Origin of the sequence: Alkalithermobacter thermoalcaliphilus JW-YL-7 = DSM 7308 (assembly GCA_001584565.1) — a bacterium.
In the GTDB taxonomy this organism is placed as follows: Bacteria; Bacillota; Clostridia; order Peptostreptococcales; family Peptostreptococcaceae; genus Alkalithermobacter; species Alkalithermobacter thermoalcaliphilus.
Genome location: LSFY01000001.1, coordinates 478,453 through 496,008 on the forward strand (window position 1 = coordinate 478,453; position 17,556 = coordinate 496,008).

Annotated in this window: 16 protein-coding genes; 13 read left to right on the forward strand and 3 right to left on the reverse strand. The window is 29.3% G+C overall.

The genetic code is table 11. The annotated features are described in order from the left end of the window. Window positions 1-10: 10 nt before the first annotated feature. The 11 genes from JWYL7_RS02530 to JWYL7_RS02580 all read left to right on the forward strand — a co-directional run bounded on the left by JWYL7_RS02530 (window position 11) and on the right by JWYL7_RS02580 (window position 10,185). The gene (locus tag JWYL7_RS02530; RefSeq protein ID WP_066068466.1) at window positions 11-2,920 is read left to right on the forward strand and encodes a putative amidoligase domain-containing protein; all 2,910 of its coding nucleotides are present in this window, start codon (window positions 11-13) and stop codon (window positions 2,918-2,920) included. 124 nt (window positions 2,921-3,044) lie between these two features. Next, a complete protein-coding gene (gene spoIIAA, locus JWYL7_RS02535) occupies window positions 3,045-3,380 on the forward strand; it encodes an anti-sigma F factor antagonist (RefSeq protein WP_331721842.1) in 336 nt (111 codons plus the stop codon). A gap of 13 nt (window positions 3,381-3,393) precedes the next feature. Further along, the gene (spoIIAB, locus tag JWYL7_RS02540; RefSeq protein ID WP_066068471.1) at window positions 3,394-3,831 is read left to right on the forward strand and encodes an anti-sigma F factor; all 438 of its coding nucleotides are present in this window, start codon (window positions 3,394-3,396) and stop codon (window positions 3,829-3,831) included. Window positions 3,832-3,848: 17 nt separating this feature from the next. Further along, window positions 3,849-4,607 carry an RNA polymerase sporulation sigma factor SigF gene (gene sigF, locus JWYL7_RS02545; protein WP_331722104.1) on the forward strand — a complete coding sequence of 253 codons (759 nt, stop codon included), beginning with the start codon at window positions 3,849-3,851 and terminating at the stop codon, window positions 4,605-4,607. A 12-nt stretch (window positions 4,608-4,619) separates the two neighbouring features. After that, on the forward strand, window positions 4,620-5,807 hold the full coding sequence (locus JWYL7_RS02550; protein WP_066068477.1) for a glycine C-acetyltransferase: 1,188 nt from the start codon (window positions 4,620-4,622) through the stop codon (window positions 5,805-5,807). Window positions 5,808-5,893: 86 nt separating this feature from the next. Beyond that, window positions 5,894-6,493: a stage V sporulation protein AA gene (locus JWYL7_RS02555; protein WP_066068480.1), complete on the forward strand. Its 600-nt coding sequence runs from the start codon at window positions 5,894-5,896 to the stop codon at window positions 6,491-6,493. A gap of 4 nt (window positions 6,494-6,497) precedes the next feature. Then, window positions 6,498-6,914 carry a stage V sporulation protein AB gene (locus JWYL7_RS02560; RefSeq protein WP_066068483.1) on the forward strand — a complete coding sequence of 139 codons (417 nt, stop codon included), beginning with the start codon at window positions 6,498-6,500 and terminating at the stop codon, window positions 6,912-6,914. An 11-nt stretch (window positions 6,915-6,925) separates the two neighbouring features. Beyond that, on the forward strand, window positions 6,926-7,351 hold the full coding sequence (gene spoVAC, locus JWYL7_RS02565; RefSeq protein WP_066068485.1) for a stage V sporulation protein AC: 426 nt from the start codon (window positions 6,926-6,928) through the stop codon (window positions 7,349-7,351). Between the two features lie 26 nt (window positions 7,352-7,377). Beyond that, window positions 7,378-8,391: a stage V sporulation protein AD gene (spoVAD, locus tag JWYL7_RS02570; RefSeq protein WP_066068487.1), complete on the forward strand. Its 1,014-nt coding sequence runs from the start codon at window positions 7,378-7,380 to the stop codon at window positions 8,389-8,391. 10 nt (window positions 8,392-8,401) lie between these two features. Next, entirely contained in the window at window positions 8,402-8,758 is a 357-nt protein-coding gene (gene spoVAE / locus JWYL7_RS02575) for a stage V sporulation protein AE (protein ID WP_066068493.1), read from the forward strand. A gap of 11 nt (window positions 8,759-8,769) precedes the next feature. Then, window positions 8,770-10,185, forward strand: coding sequence for a spore germination protein (locus tag JWYL7_RS02580; protein ID WP_066068498.1), 1,416 nt, complete (start codon window positions 8,770-8,772; stop codon window positions 10,183-10,185). Window positions 10,186-10,203: 18 nt separating this feature from the next. Here JWYL7_RS02580 and JWYL7_RS02585 read toward each other — a convergent pair whose 3' ends face one another. Further along, entirely contained in the window at window positions 10,204-12,825 is a 2,622-nt protein-coding gene (locus JWYL7_RS02585; RefSeq protein WP_066068500.1) for a transglycosylase domain-containing protein, read from the reverse strand. A gap of 208 nt (window positions 12,826-13,033) precedes the next feature. Here JWYL7_RS02585 and tyrS point away from each other — a divergent pair, with 208 nt between their 5' ends. Next, window positions 13,034-14,251 (forward strand): tyrosine--tRNA ligase, encoded by a 1,218-nt coding sequence (gene tyrS, locus JWYL7_RS02590; protein WP_066068503.1) that lies wholly within the window; start codon window positions 13,034-13,036, stop codon window positions 14,249-14,251. A 49-nt stretch (window positions 14,252-14,300) separates the two neighbouring features. After that, entirely contained in the window at window positions 14,301-14,984 is a 684-nt protein-coding gene (gene yunB / locus JWYL7_RS02595) for a sporulation protein YunB (protein WP_066068509.1), read from the forward strand. 15 nt (window positions 14,985-14,999) lie between these two features. Here yunB and JWYL7_RS02600 read toward each other — a convergent pair whose 3' ends face one another. Both JWYL7_RS02600 and JWYL7_RS02605 read right to left on the reverse strand, forming a co-directional pair. Beyond that, complete coding sequence (locus JWYL7_RS02600; RefSeq protein WP_066068512.1) at window positions 15,000-17,099, reverse strand: heavy metal translocating P-type ATPase; 2,100 nt, start codon at window positions 17,097-17,099, stop codon at window positions 15,000-15,002. A gap of 12 nt (window positions 17,100-17,111) precedes the next feature. Then, window positions 17,112-17,471, reverse strand: coding sequence for an ArsR/SmtB family transcription factor (locus tag JWYL7_RS02605; protein ID WP_066068515.1), 360 nt, complete (start codon window positions 17,469-17,471; stop codon window positions 17,112-17,114). Window positions 17,472-17,556 lie beyond the last annotated feature (85 nt).

A 17,556-nucleotide genomic window follows, 5' to 3' on the forward strand; every position in this document is an offset into this window, starting at 1 on the left:
GGAAATATTAGTGAAAATAAATATAATAACAGATAATTCATCAGAAGGACAAGAGATAATGGATATTATCTATAATTTAGATATAAAAGATAATATAAATAATAAGTTTACTATAAGATGGGGAAATTTTGTATCTGAAGAATGTGAAGGGATAGAGTTTAATAGTAAACAGTCTATAAAAAATTCATTGGATAAAGAAAATGTAATTCTTACATTAAGAAGAAATAAAATACGATCACCTAGGAGAATAAAACCTTCTATAAAAACAGACTTTCCTATAATAGGCAGAAAATACACACATAAAAACGGAACAGATATAAAGATAATAGATAGTTTTAATGAGTATAAAAAAAGTGATAGCGATTATTATATACAATATATAAAAGTTACTCAAGAATATAGAGTTCATGTTATGGATCTTGAAGTTTTTTTTATAGAAGAAAAATATAAAGAAGATTATATAGAAGGTGAAGAAATTACAATAAGAACAAAAGCATTTGGATGGAATTTAAGAAAGGTAAACTTAGAAGATAAAGATGATAAAGAAAAAGAAGAAATATTTAATATATCAATAAAGGCAATACACGCATTAGGACTTGACTATGGGGTAGTTAATATAGGAAAAGACATAAATGGAAAATATCTAGTTCTAGATGTAGATCCTACTTGCAAGTACATGGATGAAGAATGTAAAAATGCATATGTAGATAAACTAATACAAACAATTTTAAAGTATGACAAACTAGTTGATGAAAAAAAAGAAGTAACAATAGGAGCTGATCCTGAATGTTTAATAAAAGATAAGTTTACAGGAGAACTTATAGTAGCATCAGAATTGTTTAAAGAAAGTGGATACTTTGGACTAGATGATAGAAGTTTAGAAGCTCAGAAAAAATATTTTCCTATAATGGAAATAAGACCTGATTATTCAATAAATCCACTTAAAGTGTTTGAATCCATAGAACAAATATTAATTAGTATGTACAAACATATACACTACAAGAATGTAGGAATATATTCAGGAAGTATGCCTATATACAATTATTGGATAGGAGGACACATTCATTTTGGAATAAAACCAAATTCAAAATTGATAAAAGCCCTTGATAATTACTTAGCACTTTTAGTTATGATGATAGAAAACCCATATACAGCAAGACAAAGAAAAACAAAGTACGGAATGCTAGGAAATTATAGATTGAAATATCATGGAGGATTTGAGTATTGTAGCATAAGTAGCTGGCTTGTAAGTCCAGAGCTTGCAAAGGCAGTTTTGTGTTTAGCAAAAGTTATATCCCAGGAGTATTTAAATTTAAATAAGATCTTTCTTTCAACTTATTCAGATATAAGAGCTTATTATCTAGTAAATAAAGATTATTTCAAAGATAAAATAAAAACAATAATAGAGGATATAAAAAGTACTAAAACTTTTCTTAAATATAAAGATCAAATACAACCTCTTTTTCAAAAAGCTCTTTTAAGTGAATCTTGGAACGAACAAGTAGATATAAAAGATACTTGGAACTTAGGATCATCAGATAAAGAATATAAATTTTCTTTAAAGTGTTTTATGCCTAAGGAAAAAAGGAAAGAATTTAACTTAAAAATAAAGGATAAAATAGAGATTTTAATAAAAGATAAAAAATACAAAATAGAAATACTACCTAAAGATGATGTTTCACAAGAAAAAAATGGATATGTGAGCTTTTCAAAAGATATATGTGATGAGCTTGGAATAAAAACTAGTGATGAAGTTCAGATTTGGTTTGATGAAAATGAAAGAAGTTTCAAAATAGGACCGATTTTAGGTATATTCGCATATATAATAAATCATGAATTTGGCCCATTTGGATTTCAAAGTTATTATTTTAGAAAATTAATGAAACTAGGTAAAAATAAAGGAATGATAGTGTATGTGTTTACTATATGGGATATAAATTGGGAAAATAAGACAATAAAAGGATATGTATATGATTTTGATGAAGAAAAATGGATAGAAAGATATTTTTGTATACCACATGTAATCTACGATAGAGGAGATTTTGTAAGTGAAAAAAATTATGGGCAACTAGCCTTAGATTATATAAACAATATAAAAGAAAATAATATAAAACTTGTAAACAGTATGGAATGTATAAATTTAACTAATGATAAATTAAAAACCTATGAATTCTTGAAGAAAAATTATTATCTAGAAGAATTTTTACCAGAAACATCACAGTACAATAATAAAACTTTGTATGATTTTGTGCATAGATATAAAAAAGTATATATAAAATTAAGAGATGGAAGCAGGAGTAAAGGAATCTTTTCGATAGAAAAAATAAATGATGACGTATATCTTATAACTCATAAAAATTTATATGGATACAATATAAAAATAACATTAGATAAGGATAACTTATCTAGATATATAGAAAATAAAATAAAAGAATTTGAATGTAGCGTAGATGATTATATAATACAGCAAGGATTAGTATTTGCAAAATATGATAATAAAAATTTTGAAATACGTGTAGTAATGCAAAAAAATAGTAAAGGTATATGGCTTAGAACTTGTATGGTGGGTAGAGTAGCTATAAATAATGATAAGTTTTTGGATTCTTGGGATGAAAAAAATATAAGATCATCAAAGATACTTAAAGAGTGTTTCAAAGAAAATGAGGATATAGTTAAAGATAAAATGATAAAAATTTCAAAGTATGTCGTAGATTTAATAGATAATGAGAATATTATTGCAGGAGAGGTAGCTATAGATTTTGGAATCGATGAAAACTTAAATGTATATATAATAGAACTGAATTCAAAACCAGATAACTTACTAGCTTCTATAGGAGCTTATAAAAGAAGAAATATAGCTATAAATAGGATACTAGAGTATTCCAAGTTTTTGGTTCAAAAAACTAACTCATGGAGTTAGTTTTTTGTCGTAAATTGAAAGAAAATTTATACATATTCTACAAAAATAGTGATTCTTTTTCAAAGGATATATAGTTTTTTTATAGAAAATCTATAATTAAGCATAAAGTTCAGGGGTGATGATGGTGGATAGAAATTATACAGTAGATGGTAGAAATTTAATAGTAGAGTTACATGGAGAATTAGATCACCATGTAGCAGAAGAAATAAGAGAAGAAATTGATGCGGCTATTAATCAAAACTCTATAAAAAATGTAATATTCAATTTTAAGAACATAAACTTCATGGATTCGTCAGGAGTAGGGGTTGTAATAGGCAGATATAGGATAGTATCTAAATTAGGTGGAAAAGTAGCTATTACTAATTTAAATCCTCAAGTCAAAAGGATATTAGACTTGTCAGGAATGAATAAGATAATACAAATTTATGATACTTGTGAAGAAGCTATCAGCTCTTTATAAGGGGGTATATTTTATGAAGAATTTTGTACAAATGCAATTTGCAGCTAAATCAGAAAATGAATCCTTTGCAAGAGTTGTAGTAGCTTCGTTTGCTTCTCAACTAAATCCGACTATAGATGAAATTGCGGATATAAAAACAGCAGTATCTGAAGCTGTTACAAACTCTATAATTCATGGATATGATGAAGATGAGGAAAAAAAGGTGTATTTATCTTGTAAGATAGAAAATAATACAATAGAAATATGTATAGAAGATAAAGGAAATGGTATAGAAGATGTTGAAATGGCAAGGCAACCTTTATATACTTCAAAGCCTGAACTTGAAAGATCTGGGATGGGATTTACCGTAATGGAAACATTTATGGACGAAGTGTTAGTTTCATCTAAACAAGGAGAAGGTACTAAAGTAGTAATGAGAAAAACAATAAAATCAAATAAAAAACAGGATTAGAGGTAGTAATTATGGTTATGGCGGCTCAAAAAGAAGAGAAAAATGTTTTGCTTAGCCATGAAGAAACTATCGAGTTGATTAAAAGAGCGCAAAACGGCGATAATATGGCAAAGGAAATATTAACTGAAAGTAATTTAGGACTTGTTAGAAGTATAGTAAACAAGTTTTTGAATATAGGTTATGAAAGAGATGATTTGTTTCAGTTAGGATGCATAGGACTTATAAAAGCTATATATAAATTTAATGATGATTATAATGTGAAATTTTCAACATATGCTGTTCCAATGATTTTAGGTGAAATTAAAAGACATTTAAGAGATGACGGAATCATAAAGGTTTCAAGGTCTTTAAAGCAAATAAACTCCAAGGTAAAAGCACAAAGTGAAATTTTGTCTAAAAAGTTGGGAAGAGAGCCTACGATACAAGAGATATCTGATGTTTTAGGAGTTTCAAAAGAAGATATAGTAATGGCTCTTGAGTCTAATTCTTGTGTAGATTATTTGTATGATGTAATTCATGATGAAGGTGGGTCTCCTGTTTGTCTTATAGATAAAATAAGTCAAGACAAGCAAGAAAGTGATAATAAAATAGTAGATAATATATTATTAAAGGAAGTTTTAAATAAATTAGATAAAAGAGAAAGACAAATAATTATATTAAGATATTTTGAAGATAGGACTCAAAGTGAAATAGGAAAAATGCTAGGAATATCCCAAGTTCAAGTTTCAAGAATTGAAAAGAAAGTATTAGAAAAAATAAGAAAACTAATAGAGTAAAGGAGAAAAAGTATGGCAAATATTCATAATATGACTTTTCTAAAGGAAAAAATAGATACCCTCAAAGAAGAAGGTCTTTATAAAGAATTAGTAACTTTAGAAGGTCCAAATGAGTCTGAATGTATAATTAATGGAAAAAAGGTTATAAATCTTTCGTCTAATAACTACCTAGGGTTTGCAAATCATCCTAGATTAAAACAAGCAGCAATAGATGCTATAAATCTATATGGAGCAGGAGCAGGAGCCGTAAGACCTATTGTAGGAAATATGAAAATTCATGATGAGTTAGAACAAATACTTGCAAGATTCAAAAGAGAAGAAGCTGTATTGGTGTTTCAGTCAGGATTTAACTGTAACGCCGGAACTATTCAAGCTGTAACTGAAGAGGGAGATTTAATTATATCAGATGAATTAAATCATGCAAGTATAATAGATGGAGCAAGACTAAGTAAAGCTAAAAAAACTACTTTTAAGCATTCAGATATGGATGATCTAGAAAGAATATTAAAAGAAAATAAAGATAAGTATAAAAAAATGCTTATAATAACAGATGGAGTATTCTCTATGGATGGAGATATTGCAAAACTTCCAGAAATAGTAGAACTTGCAGAAAAATATAAAGCTATGACTTATGTAGATGATGCTCATGCAAGTGGAGTTTTAGGAGAAAACGGGAGAGGAACAGTTGATCATTTCGATTTACATGGAAGAGTAGATTTTACTATAGGAACACTATCTAAAGCTATAGGAGTAGTAGGAGGATATGTAGCAGGTAAAAAAGTTACTATAGAGTGGCTTATAAATAGGGGTAGACCATTTCTGTTTTCAACAGCACTTCCTCCTGCAGTAGTAGGAGCATGTATAGAGGCAATAAAAATGCTTATGGAAAGTAGTGAATATACAGATAGGCTATGGGAAAATGCAACATATTTTAAGAAAAATATAAAAGATTGTGGATTTGACATAGGACAAAGCCAAACACCTATAACACCTATAATAATTGGAGATGAATCTAAAACTAAAGATTTTTCTAAAAAGTTATTTGAAAAAGGTGTATTTGTAAGTCCAATAGTCTTTCCTACTGTACCAAAAGGAACAGGAAGGGTAAGATGTATGATTACAGCAGGACATAGTAAAGATCAGTTAGATAAAGCAGTTGATATAATAAGTCAAGTAGGCAAAGAAATGAAAGTTATATAAGGTTTGTGTATTTGAAAATAAACCAGTATCGGTTTATTTTCTTTTTTTTTGCAAATAATAAATACTAAAGAGAGGGGGTTTATTTAATGAAAGAAATATACTTAATTTCAAAGAAAAATTTACATTTTCCAAAAGATACAAAAGCAATATATTTAAAGGACATATTTGATATATTTCCAGAAAATTTAAGGCAAGGAATAGAAAATATAAAAATACAGGAATTTGAAGGTATAAACAGTGAATACTACATAATTTCTTTGGGAAAAATAATAAATAAGATAAAGGATAAAGATCCAAACATAAAGATAAACTTAATGGACAATAAAGATATAATGATAAATTTTAAAAGCGACAAAAAAGATAAGACTATTTTTATAAGAGTATTAATTGTATGTATTATTTTATTTTTAGGAGCATCAATGGCTATTATTAACTTTCACTCAGATGTAAATATGAGTCAATCACATAGAGTTTTATACAGATTAATCATGGGAAAGGAAGAAGGAAACTTAGCTTTTTTACAGATTCCATATTCTATAGGAATAGCTGTAGGAGTTGCAACATTTTATAATAAAATACTTCCTAGTTACTCAAAGAGTGAACCAAGTCCATTAGAACTTGAAGTAGAAACTTATAAAAGTGAAATAGAAAGCTACATAATAAATAAGTCTAACAACAAGGAGTGATAGTTTGAAAGAAGGATTACTTATATTAATGGGTTTTTCAGAAGGAATTGTAGTAGGATCTGGAGTTGTAGCTTTGTTAACTTTACTAGATATAATTCCACGGCTGTGTCAGATAACAAGAAGTTATAGCTATATAGGGCTATACCAAATAATCCTTATAGTATCAACTTTTTTAGGAAGTATGTTTTCATTGATGAATTATTCACTTAAATTAGGTATATATTTTTTAGTATTTTCAGGTTTTTCTTATGGAATATTTGTAGGAATGTTGGCATCAGCATTAGCAGAAGCAGTTGACGTTATACCTATAATAGGAAGGAGATTAAATATAGATAAATACATGAAATATATAATAATATCTTTGATACTTGGAAAATCTTTTGGGTCCATACTAAATTGGACAATATTTAAAATGGACTAGAGGTGATTTAAATGGATTATAAAAAATATGTAGATAAAAAATCTCCTAAACCTAATTACATTAAAAACTATACACTTGCATTTTTAGTAGGGGGACTAATATGCACTATAGGTCAACTCATACTAAATATGTTTATAAATTTTGGACTAGATAAACAAACAGCCTCAACAGCAACATCTATGTCTCTTATATTCTTAGGAGCATTTTTAACAGGATTAGGCGTCTACGATATAATAGGAAAATATGGTGGAGCTGGATCATCAATACCAATAACAGGATTTTCAAACTCTGTAGTTTCCCCTGCAATGGAATTTAAAAGAGAAGGGTATGTATTAGGTGTAGGAGGAAAAATGTTCACAATAGCAGGACCTGTACTTGTTTATGGTATAAGTAGTTCAGTTATAGTTGGAATTATATACTATTTTATAGGTAGATGATATATATATCGAAAGGAGAAAGACATATGGCAAACAAAAGATTAGGATCTCAGACAGTCCAACTTCAAAATGATGTTGTAATAATATCAACAGCTTCTATAGTAGGTCCTAAGGAAGGGAAGGGTCCATTGAGTGAGTATTTTGATAAGATACTACAAGATGATCTATTCGGAGAAAAAAGTTGGGAACTTGCAGAAAGCAAAATGATAAAAGAAGCTATGAAAATGGCAATAGCTAAGACTTCATATATGATGAACGATGTTGATTATATATTTTCAGGAGATCTATTAAATCAGCTTATGTCTACATCATTTGCAGTAAGGGACTTAAAAAGACCATTCTTTGGACTTTATGGAGCTTGCTCAACAATGAGTGAATCTTTAAGCTTAGCTTCTATGATTGTAGATGGAGGTTACTCTGATTTAGTATTAGCTGGAACTTCTAGTCATTTTTCAAGTGCTGAAAGACAATTTAGGTTTCCACTTGAAATGGGATATCAAAGACCTTTAACAGCTCAGTGGACTGTCACTGGAGCAGGATGTACAGTTTTATCATCTAAAGGAGAAGGCCCTAAAGTAAAAAGAATCACAACAGGAAAGGTTATAGATAAAGGGATAAAGGATCCAAACAATATGGGAGCTGCAATGGCACCAGCAGCAGTTGATACTATAAAGACTTATTTTGATGATACAAAAGATGATATAGATAGTTTTGATATTATAGCAACAGGAGATTTAGGAAAGCTTGGAATGGATATAGCTTTAGATTTAATTAAAAAAGAAGGATATGATATATCAAAGGTTTATACAGATTGTGGAGTAGAGATATTTGATCATGAAAAACAAGATACTCATTGTGGCGGAAGCGGATGCGGATGTTCAGCGGTTACATTTTGTGGATATATATATAATAAATTAATAAATAAAGAATTTAATAAGATTATGCTTGTTTCAACAGGAGCGTTATTATCTCCTACAAGTACACTTCAAAAGCAGAGCATACCGTCTGTTGCTCATGCTGTAGTAATACAAAACTATTAGGAGGTAAAGTATGGAATATATATGGGCTTTTGTAATCGGTGGTTTGATATGTCTAATAGGACAGATACTTATGGATTTTTTTAAAATCCCAGTTCCTTATATAATGGTTGCTTTCGTAACTAGTGGAGTTATTTTAACTGCACTTGGAATTTATGAGCCTATAGTTAAAATAGGCGGAGCAGGAGCAACTGTCCCACTACCAGGTTTTGGATATTCTCTTGCTAAAGGAGTTATGAAAGAAGTATCGCAAAAAGGTTTGTTAGGAGCTTTTACAGGTGGAACAGCTGCAACAGCAGGAGGTATAACAGCAGCTGTATTCTTTGGATATTTAATGTCCATTATATTTAATCCAAAAACTAAACCTTAGAAGGTGAGCTTATGAAGATACTTAGTGACATAAATGAAAATAAAAAGATACTAAAGTCTAGAATTCCTATAGATCAAAGTTTTGATGTTATAGGTAGAGAAATAAAAGTGGGAAATAAAGATTGTTATTTAGTCTTTATAGATGGATTTGCAAAAGATGACATAATGCTTTGGATATTAGAAACACTTCAGAGTATGGAAACTGTAGGTAATATAAATTTTATAAAAAAGCTTTTATCAAGAAAAATAGGATATATAGAGGTTGAAACATTTGATGACTTTGAAACTCTTGAAGATTCAGTCTTGTCAGGAGCAGTTGCTCTTATACTGGATAAAGAAAATGAAGGTCTGATAATAGATGCAAGGGAATATCCAGTAAGAGGACCTGAAGAACCAGATTTAGAAAAAGTTACAAGAGGTTCGAGAGATGGCCTTGTAGAAACTATAGTTTTTAATACGGCACTTATACGAAGAAGAATAAGAGATACAAACCTTGTGTTTGAAATGAAAAGTGTGGGAAAAAGATCTAAAACAGATGTTGTCGTAGGGTATATAAAAGATTTAGCAGATAATAAGCTAGTAGATGATATAAAGCAAAAATTAGACAGTGTAGATGTAGATTCACTTATTATGGCAGAGAAAACATTAGATGAGTTAATAATAAAGAAAAAATGGTATAATCCACTTCCTCAAGTCAAGTTTACAGAAAGACCAGATGTAGTCTCTGCTCATCTTTTAGAAGGACATGTAGCTATAATAGTAGATACATCTCCAAGTGTTATGTTACTTCCAGCTACATTATTTCATTTTACTCAGCATGCAGAAGACTATTATCAAAATCCTTTAGTAGGAACATATTTAAGATGGGTAAGATTTTTTGGTATATTACTTTCTTTTGTTTTGCTTCCGTTATGGCTTTTATTAGTTTATAACAAAAGTATTCTTCCGGAAAGTTTATCATTTTTAGGTCCAAAAGAAACAGGTGTAATCCCACTATTCCTTCAGTTTATAATATTAGAGTTAGGTATAGATCTTTTAAGGATAGCTTCAATTCATACTCCTAACTCATTGTCTACATCACTAGGTATAGTAGGGGGACTTATATTAAGTGAATTTGCAATAAAGGTTGGTTGGTTTGTACCAGAGACTGTACTGTACATGGCTATAGTATCCCTAGGAACTTTTGCAACTCCTAGTATAGAATTTTCTATGGCGATAAGAATTTTTAGGCTGTTTTTATTAATATGTACTGGATTATTCAAACTATATGGCTTTATAGTAGCTTTATCAATAGTTGGGATTATAATATTTAAAACTAAATCATTCAATAATAAAAGCTACCTATGGCCACTAATTCCTTTAGATATAAAATCTTTATCAAATGTACTGTTTAGAAAACCAATACCAGAGATAAAAAAACATAAATAGAGGGCAAGTGCCCTCTATTTAATTTACTATAACGTTACTTTCTTGTTTTTCTTCATTTTTTTTGTCATTTTCTTTTTTATCTTTATTTTTTTCTTTCTCATTCGGTTTTGTTTCTATAGAATCAGTAACTTCCTCATCTGAAGATTCATCTTGGTTATTATCAGGAAGCCATCTATCTATAATTTCATCAATTAGAGACTTTCTCTTGTTATCACTGTACTTAGTAGGCACCTGATATTTGTAATCATCAGGATATGGAGGACGAGTAACAGGAACAAGTCTTCTTATAAATACTCTAGTTATTATATTTTCCTCTGGAGTATTTTCTGTTATTAAAAGGTTATTTTCTTTGTCAACTTGAACTGCTACATGAGTATCGCAAATTGTAGTAGGTTCAGTTCCTCTTACGAATAGTTCTTTTTGTATAGTACCTCTTTCGTCATGAGAACAGATATCAGAAGGTAGTTTTCCTGATACTGTACAAATTGTTACTTCTACAATGTCTGAAGGTCTATTAAAACTTTTTCTTTCTAAATTAGAATGTACTCTAGACATTACCTTATTCCACAATCTTGCAGCCATTGGACTTCCTTGAGAAAGTCTTGTATTTTTATCACTACCAATCCATGTAGCACCAACATAGTAAGGAGTATACCCTACAAACCAAGCGTCATAATTATTAGTAGTAGTTCCTGTTTTACCAGCAACAGGCATGTTAGATAGTCTAGCACCTCTTCCTGTTCCTCTATTTACAACATCTGTAAGCATATCAGTTAAAAGATATGCAACTTGAGGAGTTGTTACAGTATGTTTTACAGGTTTATTTTCAAGTAAAACTTCTCCGCTAGCAGTTTCTACCCTTGTAAAAAATATAGGTTTTATATATGTTCCTTGATTTGCTATAGCTCCATATGCAGCGGTTAACTCTAGTGGAGATATACCTTTAGTCATACCACCTAAAGTTAAAGCAGCAAAGTTAGAATCATTTCTTTTATCAATTGTAGATATTCTAAGTTTTTCTAGATAGTCAATTATTAAGTTAACAGAATTTGACTCACTAGTTGATAGCACTTGAGCTAATCTAACAGTTCCAACGTTAGCAGAATCCTTTAAAAGTTCCCTTAAAGTTGTAAGACCTTTATATCTATTGTTGTAGTTTTTAGGCCACATTTCTCCTTTTTCATTAAAAATAGGGACTTCGTCAATAACTGTTCCAGGAGTATATCCTATATCTAATGCAGGTAGATAAACAGATATTGGTTTTATAGCAGATCCAGGTTGTCTTGGATTAATTGCTCTATTATATACTCTACTTCCAGTTATTTTTCTACCACCAACTATTCCTCTAACTTCACCAGTAGAGTGATCCATTATAACCATTGCAGATTGAGGTTGAATTATTCCATCTGCATCTCTAAATGACCCAGGGAAATTTTTATCATTTTCGTATTCTTCTTCTAAAATTTTTTGTATATTCATATCCATAGTAGAGTATATGCGTAATCCACCTCTAAGTAGAGTATCTCTAGCTTCATCTTCTGTATATCCAGCTTTTATTAGAGTGTCAATAACTTCATCTTTAACCATATCTGCAAAGTACGATGAAATAGTCTCATTTCTTCTAGTTCCAACTTTAATTTTAATTTCATAATCTTTAGCTTCTTTATACTCTTGCTCATTTATATAACCAAGTTCTAACATTTTTCTTAAAACGACTTCTTGTCTAGATTTAGATACAGGGTTAAAAACTGCTTTTCTTATAACCCAGTTTTCTTTAACAAGTTCATTGTATTGGGCAGGAGTTATCCTACCGTGAGATAAAAGTTTTTTGAATGCTTCTTTTTCTTTATCAGTAGCAGGTTCTGTGTTAGGAGTTTTAGGATACATTACAAATTGAACTTCTTTAAAATTTTCGCTACCATCAAATCTTTCAGTTATATAAGCTGAGTATCTTGAAGGAAAGCGTGTAATACCAGCTATAAGGGCAGATTCTGCTAAATTTAGTTCACTTACGTCTTTAGAAAAGTAAGTGTGAGCAGCAGCTTGAACTCCTACAGCACCTCTACCAAGTCCAGCAATATTAAGATAAGCTTCTAATATTTGATCTTTAGTTAAAGCCCTTTCAAGTTGTATTGCGTAATATGCATCTCTTATTTTTCTAGTGTAAGTTTTTTCATTAGTAAGATAAACGTTTTTGGCTAACTGCTGAGTTATAGTACTAGCACCGTGTTTACTTCCTGTTCGTAAGTTATGAATTGCAGCACCAAAAATTCTTCTTATATCAATTCCCCTGTGTTTATAAAATCTTTCGTCTTCTATAGCTATAAAAGCATTTTGAAGGTGTTTGGGTATTCTATCTAAGGTTACTATATCTCTATAGTCACTTCCATGGATAGTTTCTACTAAATTACCATCTTTATCAAATATAAAAGAGCTTGTATCTAGCATGCTATGAAGGCTATTAGGATCTATAGGCTTAGTAGTCTTTATAACTCCACCTACAATACCTAATCCTGCAGCTACTGTTGATAAAGATATTATAAAAAATACAATTATTAAAAGTCTTAATATGCTAAGTTTTTTCTTTTGATTGTCTTCATTTGATTTATTCTTACCATTTTTATTATTTCCATTATTCATCCTATCCCTCCTTTATTCTAAGGTATATTATAACATATAAAACTTGTAGATAACATTTTATTATCGTATATAAATTGTATAACTTGAAGAAAATAAATATATATGGTAAAATATACGAAAATTAGCTAAGTGTCAAGCCTCTCTAGTAAGTGAGGTTTTTATTTGTACATAGGAGAAAGTTTAAATTAATTTAAAAAGAGGTGTTTTTATGAAGGATATAAATGAACAATTGAAGATAATAAAAAAAGGTATAGCAGAGCTTATATCTGAAGAAGAATTAATTAAAAAACTAGAAAAATCTATAAAAGAAAACAAGCCATTAAGAGTAAAATTAGGTCTTGACCCATCAGCACCTGATATTCACCTAGGACATACTGTTGTATTAAGGAAATTAAAAGCATTTCAAGACTTAGGACATAAAGTTGTTATAATAATAGGGGATTATACAGGGATGATAGGAGATCCTACAGGGAAATCGGAAACTAGAAAGAGACTATCGCGTGATGAAGTTTTAGAAAATGCAAAGACTTACCAAGATCAAATATTTAAAATATTAGATAAAGAAAAAACAGAAGTAAGATTTAATGGAGAATGGTTTAGTGAAATGTCTTTTATGGAAGTTGGAGAGCTAGCTTCAAAGTATACAGTTGCTAGAATGCTTGAAAGAGATGATTTTAAGAAGAGATTTTCATCAAATCAATCAATATCTATACATGAATTTTTTTATCCTTTAATGCAAGGGTATGATTCTGTTGCTATACAATCTGATATAGAAATGGGTGGAACAGATCAAAAATTTAATATATTAATGGGAAGAAGTTTACAAAAAGAATATGGACAAGAATCTCAAGTTGCACTTTTAATGCCTATACTTGAAGGTACAGATGGTGTTAAAAAAATGAGTAAATCTCTTGGAAATTACATAGGAATTTACGAAGATCCTAAAGAAATGTATGGAAAGACAATGTCTATACCAGATGAACTTATTATAAGATATTTTGAACTTGTTACAGATATACATCCTGATGAAATAGAAAAAATGAAATATGATATGGAAAATGACAAGGTAAATCCAAGAGATTTGAAAATGAAATTAGCAAGGGAAATTGTTAAATTATATCACAATGAGCAAAAAGCAATGGAAGCTGAAGAACACTTTAAGTCACTTTTCCAGAAAAAGAGCATACCAGATGATATACCAGTATTTGAAGTAGATAAAGATATGATAGAAGATGGAATGTTTTTTGTACCTAAATTGGTTGCTCATATAGGTCTGTGTCCATCTACAAGTGAGGCAAGAAGACTTTTAAAACAGGGTGGAATAAAATTAAATGGTGAAAAGATAGAAAGTGAAAAGGTAAGTTTAACTGATGAAGATGTAATACAAGTTGGAAAAAGAAAATTTGCAAAAATAAAGGTAAAATAATCACATTTTTAAATTCCCCTCCATAATATAAAAATGGGGGGGTATTTTATTGAAAAGGCTAAAGTTTAAGAAAAAAAGAAATAATAAAAAAGTAGTACTGGCATCTATTACGATATCATTTGTTATTTTATTTATATATTTATTTTTTTATGTTGATAACAAAATAAAGCCAACGGTTCAAGCCATAGCGGAAGCTAGAGCTCAAGAAATGGCTACAAGATCCATAAATGATGCAGTAAAAGAAACGTTAAGAGAAAAAATAAATTATGATGAATTAATAAGCCTAAAAACAGATAATGAGGGAAATATTACGATGGTTCAAGCGAACACAATACTTATGAATAAAATAGCATCAGATGTTGCAAATGAAATACAGCAAAAGCTTAGGCAAATAAAGACTGCATCTGCATATATTCCGCTTGGAAATGCACTAAAGAGCCAAATATTATCACAATATGGTCCAAAAATAAAGGTTGATATGGTACCAGTTGGAATGGTTTATGTAGATTTTGGAACAGAATTTGAATCATCAGGTATAAATCAAACAAGACATAGAATATTTCTAATTATAAGAGCGAACATAAAAGTTATAGTTCCATTTACCTCATCTACTAAAGAAGTAGTAACTCAAATTCCTGTATGTGAGACAATAGTTGTTGGAAAAGTTCCTCATAACTACGTAAATATTCCAAGAGAAGGTTTGATAAATGTACTTCCAAATAGTGATGAATAAATTTAAAAGCTCCATTTAGGAGCTTTTAAATTTTAATATTCTAATAGCATTTAAAATACTTATTAAAGCTACTCCAACATCTGCAAATACAGCCTCCCACATTGTAGCAATTCCAAACGAGCCAAGTATAATAACTAAACCTTTCACTAAAAGAGATAAAGTAATATTCTGTATAACTATCTTTTTAGTAAATTTACTAATCTTTATAGCTTCGACTAGTTTATATAAAGAATTAGTCATAATAACTATATCGCTAGCTTCAATTGCAGAGTCAGATCCTAAAGCCCCCATACAAATTCCTACATCAGCTCTAGCAATTACAGGAGCATCATTTATTCCATCTCCTACGAATAATATTTTTTTATTGAGATTTTTAGAATAAAGCTGTTCTAATTTTTCAACCTTCTCGTGAGGAAGAAGATTTGCATAGAATTTATCTAATTCTAAAGTATCACAAATATATTTAGCAATATTTTCATTATCACCTGTTAGCATTATATTTTTAATTCCAAGCAATTTAAGATTATCAATAGTTTTTTTAGAGTCTTCCTTTAGTTTATCTGAGATTATAATATATCCGGCATATATATCGTTTATAGCTATATAAACTACAGTTCCTATTTTAGTTGTGCTTTCAAAACAGATATTATTTTCTTTCATTAATTTTTCATTACCTATTAAAATTTTATTTCCTTGTATAGAAGCTTTAATTCCATAGCCAGGAATTTCTTCGAAATTATCGATTAAGGAGGTATCTGTTTTTTTTCCATAATATTTAAGTATAGAAGTAGCAATAGGATGGTTAGAATAACTTTCTGCAACAGCTACATAGTCAAGTACAAAGTCTTTATCAAAACAATCATCTATTTTTACATCACAAACCTCAAATACACCTTCTGTTAAAGTACCTGTTTTGTCAAAAACAGCTATATCAATATCCGTTAATGCCTCAAGATAATTTGATCCCTTTATTAAAATTCCATTAGCAGATGCTGCTCCTATACCACCAAAAAATCCAAGGGGTATAGATATCACTAATGCACAAGGACAAGATACTACTAAAAATACCAATGCTCTATAGATCCATTTATCAAAATTTCCAATATCTACAAATATAGGTGGTATAAAAGCAATAGATATTGCTAAAAGAACAACTATAGGGGTGTAGTATTTAGAAAATTTAGTTATAAATTTTTCAGTAGGAGACTTTTTACTACTTGCATTCTCAACAAGATCAAGGATTCTAGAAACTGTTGAATCTTTAAATTCTTTTGTTACTTTGATAGTTAAAAGTCCATTTTTATTTATATATCCGCTTAAGACATTATCATTAATATTTACACTCTTTGGAGTAGATTCTCCTGTCAAAACACTAGTATCAACAAAAGAATTTCCATCTATCACAATTCCGTCTAGAGGAATTTTCTCTCCGGGTTTTACGATTATTACATCTGAAACGTTAACTTCATAAGGAGATACTTTTTTAGAACCATCACTAGTTTTTAAATTTGCAAAATTAGGAGCTATATCAATAAGAGATTGGATTGATTTTCTAGATTTATTGACAGCTAAATTTTGAAAAAATTCCCCTATTTTATAAAAAAGCATTACGCTAACTGCTTCAGGATATTCATGTATTGCAAAGGCTCCTACAGTTGCTATACTCATAAGAAAATTTTCATCAAAAAACTTTTTTCTAAATAAATTTTTTACTGCCTTTACAATAACATCTGATCCTATAAAAATGTAACTAACAGTATAAAGAAAGATTTTAACTTTACTAGGAAAGTTAAAAAGTATAGCAATTACAAATATAAAAGCTCCTACTAAGACATTTATATTTTTTTTGAAAGAATCATTTTTATATATGTGTTTTTTATTTTCAGGTTGTTTTTCGAAAACTAAAACATCAGGTTCTAAATTTTTTATAATATCTTTTATTTGTCTAGTTACAATATATACACTATTTATATCTTTTATTTGAACTTTAAGAGTTTTAGTAGCAAAATTTAAAGAAGCTAAATTAACTTGATCAATTTTACTTATTTCATCTTCTATCAAACAAGCACAGCTAGCACAAGCTAACCCTTCTAAAATAAACTCTTTTATAACCAATCTAACTCCCCCTTATTTTTCAATGATATGCTTTAATCCACAGTCAAATATGCTTTTGATATGATCATCATCAAGAGAATAATAAACAACTTTACCTTCTTTTCTGTATTTAACTAACCTTGCTTGCTTTAAAACTCTAAGTTGATGCGATATAGCTGATTGACTCATTCCTAAAAGAGAAGCTATATCACAAACGCACATTTCGGATGAAAATAAAGCATATAGGATCTTAATTCTAGTTGTATCTCCAAAAACTTTAAAAAGTTCAGCAAGATCATATAAAATTTCATCTTGTGGCATATTTTCTTTAGCTAGTCTAACAGTATCTTCATGTATAAATTCATACTCGCATACTTGTAAATTATTTTTCATAATTACCCTCCTTATATCTAAACATATGAACATATATTCATATATGTGACAAATATACTACTAAGTTTTATATTTGTCAATATAA